8 protein-coding genes are annotated in these 9,931 nt (G+C 70.7%); 7 read left to right on the top strand and 1 reads right to left on the bottom strand.

Features of this window, described 5'->3' with window-relative positions; translation table 11 throughout:
- The first annotated feature begins 339 nt into the window (after nucleotides 1-339).
- A complete protein-coding gene (locus tag IT355_15115) occupies nucleotides 340-858 on the top strand; it encodes a GrpB family protein (protein MCC7054599.1) in 519 nt (172 codons plus the stop codon).
- 27 nt (nucleotides 859-885) lie between these two features.
- Here the strand turns inward: IT355_15115 and IT355_15110 are convergent, their stop codons facing one another.
- Nucleotides 886-2,643 (bottom strand): hypothetical protein, encoded by a 1,758-nt coding sequence (locus IT355_15110; GenBank protein MCC7054598.1) that lies wholly within the window; start codon nucleotides 2,641-2,643, stop codon nucleotides 886-888.
- 318 nt (nucleotides 2,644-2,961) lie between these two features.
- On the opposite strand from IT355_15110, the gene IT355_15105 reads away from it, so the two are divergent.
- From IT355_15105 to IT355_15080, 6 genes are all read left to right on the top strand, one after another.
- Entirely contained in the window at nucleotides 2,962-3,750 is a 789-nt protein-coding gene (locus IT355_15105; protein ID MCC7054597.1) for a class I SAM-dependent methyltransferase, read from the top strand.
- A gap of 355 nt (nucleotides 3,751-4,105) precedes the next feature.
- Nucleotides 4,106-4,504 carry a VOC family protein gene (locus tag IT355_15100; protein ID MCC7054596.1) on the top strand — a complete coding sequence of 133 codons (399 nt, stop codon included), beginning with the start codon at nucleotides 4,106-4,108 and terminating at the stop codon, nucleotides 4,502-4,504.
- Between the two features lie 97 nt (nucleotides 4,505-4,601).
- The gene (locus tag IT355_15095) at nucleotides 4,602-5,507 is read left to right on the top strand and encodes a transglutaminase family protein (GenBank protein ID MCC7054595.1); all 906 of its coding nucleotides are present in this window, start codon (nucleotides 4,602-4,604) and stop codon (nucleotides 5,505-5,507) included.
- Between the two features lie 76 nt (nucleotides 5,508-5,583).
- Nucleotides 5,584-7,041, top strand: coding sequence for a circularly permuted type 2 ATP-grasp protein (locus IT355_15090; protein ID MCC7054594.1), 1,458 nt, complete (start codon nucleotides 5,584-5,586; stop codon nucleotides 7,039-7,041).
- Nucleotides 7,038-8,024 carry an alpha-E domain-containing protein gene (locus tag IT355_15085; GenBank protein MCC7054593.1) on the top strand — a complete coding sequence of 329 codons (987 nt, stop codon included), beginning with the start codon at nucleotides 7,038-7,040 and terminating at the stop codon, nucleotides 8,022-8,024. Before IT355_15090 ends, IT355_15085 begins: the two co-directional genes overlap by 4 nt.
- Nucleotides 8,025-8,051: 27 nt before the next feature.
- The gene (locus tag IT355_15080) at nucleotides 8,052-9,863 is read left to right on the top strand and encodes a class II glutamine amidotransferase (protein ID MCC7054592.1); all 1,812 of its coding nucleotides are present in this window, start codon (nucleotides 8,052-8,054) and stop codon (nucleotides 9,861-9,863) included.
- Nucleotides 9,864-9,931 lie beyond the last annotated feature (68 nt).

The raw sequence follows: 9,931 nt of genomic DNA, 5'->3' as shown, positions 1-9,931 counted from the left end.
CTGCGGGTTGGGCGCCGGAGCGCCACCGATTCGTACCGCCCTCCAAAATTGACGTCCAAATCGCCCGATCGCTTGCGACACGAGAAACGTGACGCAAATGCGCGAATCCGGCCGGAGTACGCTTGCAGGCCACGACCAAGCGGATGAGCCCGCCAGACCCGGCGAAAGCTATCTACCTTTTCCCCCGACCGCTGGGGTCGGCCACGCGTGCCCCGCGGTTGGCCGGGGGATCAGGGCGAGTGTGCCCGGGCGAGATCCCTCGTCGGACCACCGTGCGCGTCGGTGTGTCCCATATAGTGAGACATTGAAAGCTCACGTCCACGTTCCATCCGGACAACCATGCCCAGAACACTCGAGCTCGTCCGGATCACGGGGGAGTGGGCGGACCGATTCCACGAGGAAGCCGCCCGGATCACGGATGTGCTCGGCAGGCTGGCGTTGGCGCTCGAGCACGTCGGGAGTACCGCGGTGCCCGGGATCGCAGGCAAGCCGGTCCTCGACGTCGCCATCGGCGTGAGCGACGAGGCGGCGGCAAACGCCTGCATCGAGCCACTGACGGGGCTGGGCTACGACTACCGGGGCCTGAACGGCAGCGATCCCCGGCGGCGCTACTACACGCTGACCACAGGCGAGGTGCGGTCCACGCAGCTGCACCTCTACCTGCTGCCGGCGGCGGGATGGGACGAGAAGCTGCGCTTCCGGGACGCGCTCCGCGCCGATCCGGCACTGGCCGCTGCCTACGCCTCGGAGAAATACCGGGTGGCTCGCCTGGTGGGGTGGGACAAGGGCGCCTACGCAGTGGCCAAGGAACCGTTCGTGGCCCGCGTCCTGGCTGGCTGGCGCCCGCCGGCGTCCTGACGGGCGTGCGGCGTCCGTGCCCTGCGCTCAGGCCGGGATCTGCGCGGGCAGGAGGACCTGCACCACCGTGCCCTCTCGCGGCGCACTGATCGTCACCACCCCCCCGCCGTGGGCGTCGGCGATGCCGAGCACTGCGGGAAGTCCGAGACCTGCGGCGTCGTACGCCCGGCGGGTGGTGAAGAAGGGCTCGAAGAGCCGGCGGAGTGTCTCCGGAGACATGCCCACACCGGTGTCTCTGACCGCGAGCTCGACATACGGGCCGGCCGGCAGGATGCGCGAGGCGGTTTCCACCGGGCCCGCTGCGTCTCGCATGCGGAGGGCGATGGTGAGCGTGCCCCCGGCGGGCATGGCGGCCACGGCGTTCTCCACCAGTTGCGAGACCACGAACGCGACCTGTTCCGGGTCTGCCAGCACCTCGTGCACCGGTGCGATTGCATCGGTGTCGAGCGTCACGCCGGCCGGCAGTGACCGACGCAGTGCCGGCACCAGTCCGAGCACTGCGGCCTGGAGGTCACAGCGCACTCGTGTCATGCGCTGGCGCCCGCTGAAGGCGAGCAGGCGGCTCGTGAGATGCACCACGCGCCCCGCCGACGCCTGGATCGTCGCGAAGTCCTCGCGCACCGACGCCGAGATCGCGGCGTCACGTGTCCCGAGCTCGGCGCAGCCGATCACCACCGTCATCGCGTTGTTGAACTCGTGCGCCACGCCGCCGGCGAGGAGCCCGATGGCGTCGAGTTTCTCGCGCTGCTGGCGCAGCGCCGCCGCCGTCTCCTCCGCCGCCAGTCGCGCGTTCTCGCGACCGGACAGGATCACGCGGGCCACCAGGAGCGCCGAGGCGATGACGAGCATCACACCGAACGGCACGATCCGCTCCGGCGGTCCGGCGAACACCGCCATCAGCAGGAAGATGCTCAGCGCGAGCGGCGAGGAGAGCGGGATCGGGTTGAGGTCGGCGAGCCAGTCGGGCTGGCGCGCCGGCGGTGCGACGGGGAGCGGGTCGGTCCGGATGAAGTACGCGGCGGCCATCATCGGCAGCACGCTCAGGAAGTAGATGGAGGCCGACCAGCCGTAGCGCACGGCGTGCGCGTACTCGAGCTGGTCCAGCACCAGCATCGGCAGGTACGACGAGATGCCAGCCACGAGGCACCAGAACGCCCGACGCGACGGGATGGGCACGCCGCGCATCACCAGCACGTTCAGGCCGACCAGCATGAGCACCTGCGTCACCGCGCCGGTGAGCACCGTCCATCGCGCCGCGTCCGGCACGGCCCTGAGGCTGGGCAACGTCACCAGCACCAGCATCAGCGTGCCGTAGCCCGCCAGCGAGATGAGCACGTCGATCACGAGGGTCGCCCAGCCGCCGGGCCGTTGGGCGAGCGGATACATGAGGACCGCCGCGACGAGGAGCGCGAAGGCGAGCATGGCCCACGTGACGCTCATCCAGACCGGCAGGATCGTGTAGCCGAACGAGTCGATCCACTCGAGGATGCTGACGATCGTGGAGACGGCCCCGATGCCGGCCAGCGCGATGAGCACCTGGCGCAGGCGCCGCGGCAGTTCGCTGCGGCGGCTGGCCCACCACTGCGTCCAGGCCTGGATGGCGATGCGGCCGATGAAGCAGGCACCGACACCGATGTCGAGCGCGCGGTCCGATTCCCATGGCCAGAAGGCCGGCACGCAGCACGCCACCAGCAACACGCCCGCCGCGAGCATCCACCAGGGTACTGGCGTGCGCCCGGCGTGCGGCCGGAGAGGCCGGCGGAAAGGCACGGCAGCAGTGGTCATGTAGATCTCGACGGGCAACATAGCTGCGGCCCACCGTACCTGCGCGACGACGTGGTCGACACGCGCCGGCACGGCGGGGCCGGCGCGTGGGTACACACCGCACGCGTGGCGGCAGCCGGGGCCGTGGTCGCTCGCCGACCGTGAACGCTTCCTGCGCACCGCCGATCGCGCCGCGCTGCAGGTGGCCAGCGAGCTGCCACTGGACGGCTTCACGCTGATCGCCGAGCACCGGGGATTCGCCGGCTGATCCCTGTGGTGCACGCGGCTACTGTTCGTGAGCGTCGGCATGCCGCGCGCGCGACCCCCGACAGGAGACCGATGACCGAACCACAGATCCGCTTCGTGGATGGCGCCTCGTACGAGCGCTTCATGGGTGCGTGGAGCCAGCAGGTGGGCACGGAGTTCCTGGCCTGGGTGGCCCCGGAGCCGGGATGGCGCTGGCTGGATGTGGGGTGCGGCAACGGTGCGTTCACCGAGCTGCTCGTGGACCGCTGTGCGCCCGCTGCCATCGACGGCATCGATCCCGCACCGGCGCAGCTCGAGTACGCCCGCGCGCGCCCGTCGCTGCAGCACGCCACGCTGCGGCAGGGCGACGCCATGGCGATGCCGTACGCCGGCGCCGCGTTCGACGCTGCCGTCATGCCGCTGGTGGTCTTCTTCGTGCCCGAGCCGGCGCGCGGCGTGGCCGAGATGGTGCGGGTGGTGCGGCCCGGCGGGGTGGTGGCTGCCTACGCGTGGGACATGGCGAACGCCGGCTTCCCGTATGCAGCGCTGCACGACGAGATGCGTGCGTCCGGCATGACGATCGGGATGCCCCCCAGTCCCGAGGCGTCGCGCGACGACCTGCTGCGCGCGCTCTGGATCGACGCGGGCCTGGTGGATGTCCGCACGCGCGAGATCACCGCCACGCGCCGTTACGCGAGCATGGACGAGTACTGGGAGATCATCTCGGGGTGGCGCACGATCGCGGCGCAGTTCGCCGAGCAGCCGGCCGGCGTGGTCGAGCGGCTGCGGGCCCGCATGGAGGAGGTGCTGCAGCCGTCGGCGGATGGCAGCGTCACGCGGACGGCGACGGCGAATGCGGTGACGGGGCGCGTGCCGGCATGAGGCGGCCGGCGGACGGTCGCACGTCACGGCGGTGCCACCACGGGTTCGACCACGCACGCTGAACCCTCCTGCATCGTCCTCGTACCCTGTCCCGAGCCGGTTGCGCCGTGCTGATCGCGACACCCCGGTGGAAGGAAGCGCTGATCCTCACCGATGAATCCGGCCGCACCTTCACGTTCGACTGCGGCTGGGGCGTGACACCGCCGGTGGTCTGCGTGCCGTCGGAGGCGGAGTGGTGCGCCTGTGTCCCGGCGTGGCTGCACGACCGGCGAAACGACGCTATCGTTGCCCTGCAGGCCGCAGGACATGCGGTGGCGGTCGGGGTGTATCCACGCATTCACGGGAACGGAGGGTCGTGACCATGCAGTTCGCGTACGCAATCCTGTACGTCCCGGATGTCGGCGCATCGCTGGATTTCTGGGAGACGGCGTTCGGGCTCACCCGACGCTTCCTGCACGAGTCCGGGGACTACGGAGAGCTCGAGACCGGTGCCACTGCGCTGGCATTCGCCGCCCACGGCCTCGGCGACATGAACTTCCCGGGCGGGCATGTGGCGGCACACGAATCCGCGAGACCGCTCGGCTTCGAGATCGCGCTGGTGACCGCGGACGTCGCAGCCGCGCACGCGCGGGCCGTGGCCGCCGGCGCGCGCGAGATGGCGGCGCCCGTGATGAAGCCGTGGGGACAGGTCGTCTCGTACGTGCGGTGTCCCGATGGCGTGCTGGTGGAACTGTGCACGGCGATGGCGGGGTGAGCAGGCGCCGCTGGTGCGGGGTCTCACCGCGCCAGCGGCGACCGGCACCGGCAGAGCCACCCGTTGACCCACCTGCCGGACCGGGCTACGGTGCGACATGCGCCTTCTCGTGCGGCACCGCAGCCTGTGGACCTATCCGTCGCCGGCGACGCTCGGGCCGCACCTGATCCGGCTGCGTCCGGCCAGCCATGCGGCGGTGCAGGTCCTGGACTACGAGCTGCTGGTCGAGCCGGAGGGCGCCCTCCACTGGCAGCGCGATCCGGTGGGCAACCACGTCGCGCGGCTCACGTACGCCAGCGGCGCCACCACCAACGCGCTCGACATCTCGGCCGCGTTCACCTGCGACGTGCACACGGTGAACCCCTTCGGCTTCCTGCTCGACGCTCCCGCCGCCGTCGCGCCGTTCTCCTATCCCGCGTCGTGGCAGCCGGAGCTGGCCCCGTACCTCGATCTCGCGCCGGCGTACCTGCGCGGCGGCGCGCTGCTGCACGACTTCCTCGCGACCGTGCCCGGCCAGGGTGACACGGTGCCGCTGGTGGTGGCGCTGAACGCCGCGATCCACCAGCACATCGCGTACGTGGAGCGTCACGAGGCGGGCATCTGGACGCCGGCCGAGACCCTCGCGGCGGGGCGCGGGAGTTGCCGCGACTCGGCCGTGCTGCTGATGGCGGTGCTGCGGACCCGAGGTCTCGCGACACGGTTCGTGAGTGGCTACCTGATCGAGCTTGCGAACGAACCCTCGGTGGTGGGCGCCACGCCGCACGGGTCCACCGATCGTGTGGCACTGCACGCATGGGTGGAGGTGTACCTGCCCGGCGCCGGCTGGATCGGGCTCGATCCCACCAGCGGGCTCCTCTGCGGCGAGGGCCATGTGCCGCTCGCGTGCACCGCCGATCCCGCGCTGGCCGCACCAGTCGAAGGCAGCAGCGACCTGGCGGAGTCGGGCGTGTCCTTCACCATGTCGCTGCTGCGCCTCGACGCCACCGTACTCACCCCCCACTGACGAGGTCACGCCACCGGCCGCAGTCCCGACGCACCCTCACCGCAGTCCCTTCGATCACCTGTCACGCGCACCACCGATGACGAGCCTGTTCGAGCGGTACCAGCCACACCCAGGGACGTATGACGAACTCTTCGAGGCACCTGGCGTGCCGCGCGCCGGATTCCAGCGCGTCCTGGCCGAACTCGGTGCGTCGTCGGCGGAGGAGTTCGCGACGTGCCAGGCACTGGCGGAGATGGCGATGCTCAACCAGGGGGTGACGTTCTCCGTCTATGCCGACGATCGCGGCACGGAGAAGGTGTTCCCCTTCGACCTCGTGCCGCGCATCGTCGCGGCGCAGGACTGGCAGGTGCTGGAGCGCGGGTTGACGCAGCGGGTGCAGGCGCTGGGGCTCTTCCTGGACGATGTGTACGGTCCGCAGCGCATCCTCGACGCGGGGGTGGTGCCGCGGGAACTGGTGCTGGGCGCGAAGGAGTACCTGTCGGTGGTGCACGGCGTGACGCCGCCGGGCGGGGTGCGCGTGCACATCTCGGGGATCGACCTGATCCGGGATCCGTCGGGTGTCTTCCGCGTGCTGGAGGACAACATGCGCACGCCGAGTGGCGTGAGCTACGTGGTGGAGAACCGGCTGGCCACCAAGCGCATCTTCCCGCGGCTGTTCGACGCGTCGTCGGTGCAGCGCGTGGACCACTACCCGGCGCAGCTCGGGGCGACGCTGCGCTCGGTGTCGCCGCGCGATCCCGACACCTCCACCGTGGTGGTGCTGACCCCCGGGTCGTACAACTCCGCGTACTTCGAGCACAGCTTCCTCGCGCGGCAGATGGGGCTCGAGCTGGTGGAGGCCCCTGACCTGTTCGTGGACGACGATCGCGTGTGGATGCGCACCACGCGCGGGCCGAAGCAGGTGGACGTGATCTACCGCCGCACCGACGAGGCGTACCTCGATCCCGAGGTGTTCCGGCCCGACTCGATGCTGGGCGTGCGCGGTCTGATGCGCGCGTGGGCACGGGGGCACGTGACGCTGGCGAACGCGCCGGGCAACGGGGTGGCAGACGACAAGGCGATCTATCCCTTCGTGCCCGACATGATCCGCTACTACCTGGGCGAAGTGCCGGTGCTGGAGCAGGTGCCGACGTACGTGTGCCTGCGCGATGCCGACCGGGAGTACGTGGTGGAGCACCTGCACGAGCTGGTGGTGAAGGCGGTGGACGAGTCGGGGGGCTACGGCATGCTCATGGGCCCGCAGGCGTCGCGGGCGCAGCTCGACGAGTTCCGGCGGCGCATCCTGGCGGAGCCGCGGAAGTACATCGCCCAGCCGCGGATCGAGCTGTCCACCTGTCCCACCTGGGACGGTGACCGGCGCTGCATGGAGCCGCGGCGCGTGGACCTGCGCCCGTACATCCTGACCAGCCGCGACGGGCCGTGGGTGCTGCCCGGCGGGCTCACGCGGGTGGCGCTGGTGGCCGGCTCGTACGTGGTGAACTCGTCGCAGGGCGGCGGGTCGAAGGACACCTGGGTGCAGAAGGAGGTCGCATGATCTCGCGCGTGGCGGATTGCTGCTTCTGGCTCGGGCGCTACATCGAGCGGGCCGAGGCCACGGCGCGGCTGCTGTACGTGACGCGGAACCTGTCGCTGGATGCGGAGCTCGAGGCGCGGCAGTGCTGGCTGCCGGTGGTCATCGTCAGCGGCGAGGAGGCGAACTTCGCGGAGCGGTTCGGCGCCGACGTGCCGAATGCGCAGGTGGGGGAGGAGGTGGAGCGCTACATGACGTGGGACGAGGCGAACTTCGTCTCGATCACGCGCTCGGTGGCGGCGGCCCGCGAGAACGCGCGGCAGATCCGCGAGGTGATCAGCCTGGAGGTGTGGGAGGCCGTGAACGAGCTGTACCTCTGGCTCGGCAGCGCGTCGGCACGGTCGGAGTATGCGCAGGCGCGGTACTCGTTCTACAAGCGGATCCGCCAGGGGTGCCAGGTGAGCGCCGGGCTGCTGCGCTCCACCATGCTGCACGAGCTGCCGCTCAACTTCATCTGGCTCGGGATGCTGCTGGAGCGCGGCTCGCAGACGGCGCGGGTGGTGGACGTGCACCATCATGCCCTGATGCTCCGCGAGCGCACCCACCAGGTGGTGGAGACGGCGCTCTGGCTCTCGCTGCTGCGGGTCTGCTCGGCGTACGAACCGTTCACGAAGCGGTACCGGGGCCGGGTGACCGGTGCGGCGGTGGCGGCGTTCCTGAGCTTCGAGCCGCTCTTCCCGAAGTCGATCGCCTACTGCCTGCACGAGGCGCGGGGCCGCTTCGCGGTGATCCGGCCGCCGGTGCAGGCGGAACTGCCGGGCGGCGCGTCGCAGGCGCGGCTGGCGGCGCTCGAGGAGTGGCTGGCCGCGCATGCCTCCGGGGAGTCCGGTGACGATATTCATGGGATCCTCACGCATGTCGTCGACGAGATCGCGGCGATCTGCAGCGAGGTGAGCCGGGAATTGTTCTGGCATGCCCCCGTCCAGGCCCAGGAGTCCGCGCAGTGACGTCCCCGTCCGCCGCCTGACCGTCAGATGCCCAAGTACCTCGCGATGTCGTTCGAGGGCGATTTCGCCCCGTCGTTCGACCTGCACTGCCTGCGGCCCGGCCGCCGGCCGCCGGACGGGTGGGGGATCGGCTACTACCCGGGAGGCGGGCCGTCGGCGGCGGTGCTCAAGGAGCCCACGCCGCCGCACGGCAGCATCCGCAGTGAGCTGATCCGGGCGTGGGAGCACCTCGAGTCATCGCTCTTCATGCTGCACATCCGCGTGGCCACGTGGGGGCCGATCACGGATGCCAACACGCAACCGTTCGCACGGAGCTGGGGCGGGCGTGACTGGCTGGTGGCGCACGGCGGGAGCCTGTCACAGAAGCTGCCGCCCAGGCCCCACGCGCGTTTCGAGCCGGTGGGCTCCACCGACACCGAACAGCTCTTCTGTGAACTGCTGGAGCGTATCGCGGGCCGCGGCTGGCGCAGCATCGGGGACTGCGATCCGGTGGTGCTGCGCGGCTGGTTCGCGGCGCTGAACGAGCGCGGCTCGCTCACCACCTGCCTCACGGACGGCCGCGACCTGCTGGTGTACGCCGACCAGCGGGGCGTGGGTGAGGTGCACGTGTGGGAGATCGTACCGCCGTACACGGCGCTCACGTTCGGCGACGAGGATCTCACGGTCGACCTGACGCAGCGCGGTGCGAAGCCGCGGAAGGGCGTGGTGGTGGCGTCCGACCCGCTCGAGGTGACCGGCATGCCAGACGCCCGGTGGCGCACGGTCACGCCTGGTCACCTGCTGATCATCCGGCAGGGGGCGGTGCGACACGAGGTGGCGCCCCCGGTCGCGCCGGATGGTGTGGCGCCGGTGCTCCCGTCACCCGCCGCCACCGGGGCCGCCGCGATCCCGCATCCCGTGGTCTCGCCGGTGCGGCAGCTCGAGGTCTGCCACCGCACCGTGTACCGCTACCTGCGGGCGGTGGAGCGGAGCACGCACAACCTGCGGCTGGCGCCGATGCACGACACCCGCCAGCGCGTGCTGCGGCACGACGTGCGGGTAGCGGTGGACGGCGAGCCGGTGGGCGGGCTGCACGACCGCGAGTACGAGGACGTGTTCGGCAACCATGCGCAGCGGCTGTCGATCGAGCGGCCGTACACGGAGCTCGTGATCGAATCACGCTCGTCGGTGGAGCTGCTCGATTGCGACCCGCTCGGCTTCCGGCCGCTGCGCGTGCGCTCGAGCATCCCGCTGCCGTGGATGCCGTGGCAGCGCCAGGTGCTGCAGCCGTTCCTGCTGCCGCCGGAGCTGCCGGAGAGTGAACTGAACGAGCTGCTGGACTACGCGATGAGCTTCGTGAAGCGCAACGACTCCGACCTGCTGGAGACGCTGCTCGACATCAACAGCTCGATCCACCGCGAGTATGCGTACCGGCAGGGCACCACGACCTTCAGCACAACCCCGTTCGAGGTGTACGTGAACCGGCACGGGGTCTGCCAGGACTTCACCAACCTGTTCATCTGCCTGGCGCGGCTGCTTGGCGTTCCGGCGCGGTACGTGTGCGGGTACGTCTACACCGGCCCGAAGCACGAGAACCACCTGCAGAGCGAGGCGACGCATGCGTGGGCGCAGGCGTACCTGCCGGACGTGGGGTGGCGCGGGTTCGATCCGACGAACGGGGTGCTGACGCAGACGGATCATGTGCGGGTGGCGGTGGGGCGGAACTACGTCGATGCGACGCCGACGTCGGGGACGATCTACGTGGGAGGGGGGTCGGAGACGCTGTCGGTGACGGTGACGGTGGAGCCGGCGGAGGCACCGGCCGCGGCGGGTGCCGAGGCATGCGTCGGCGCGGAGTGAGGCCAGCCGGGATGTCACGGCACCGCCTGCTCACGCCATGACGACGCGCCTTCCCGACACGCGGGACA

The organism is Gemmatimonadaceae bacterium, from assembly GCA_020851035.1.
Lineage (GTDB): Bacteria > Gemmatimonadota > Gemmatimonadetes > Gemmatimonadales > Gemmatimonadaceae > JACMLX01.
This window is presented reverse-complemented; position numbering and strand designations above follow the sequence as displayed.

Excerpts from the sequence above, each read along its gene's own strand:
- IT355_15095 (MCC7054595.1), top strand. The coding sequence starts at position 4,602 with ATGCGCCTTCTCGTGCGGCACCGCAGCCTGTGGACCTATCCGTCGCCG.
- IT355_15085 (MCC7054593.1), top strand. The coding sequence starts at position 7,038 with ATGATCTCGCGCGTGGCGGATTGCTGCTTCTGGCTCGGGCGCTACATC.
- IT355_15110 (MCC7054598.1), bottom strand. The coding sequence starts at position 2,643 with ATGACCACTGCTGCCGTGCCTTTCCGCCGGCCTCTCCGGCCGCACGCC.
- IT355_15105 (MCC7054597.1), top strand. The coding sequence starts at position 2,962 with ATGACCGAACCACAGATCCGCTTCGTGGATGGCGCCTCGTACGAGCGC.
- IT355_15090 (MCC7054594.1), top strand. The coding sequence starts at position 5,584 with ATGACGAGCCTGTTCGAGCGGTACCAGCCACACCCAGGGACGTATGAC.
- IT355_15080 (MCC7054592.1), top strand. The coding sequence starts at position 8,052 with ATGCCCAAGTACCTCGCGATGTCGTTCGAGGGCGATTTCGCCCCGTCG.
- IT355_15115 (MCC7054599.1), top strand. The coding sequence starts at position 340 with ATGCCCAGAACACTCGAGCTCGTCCGGATCACGGGGGAGTGGGCGGAC.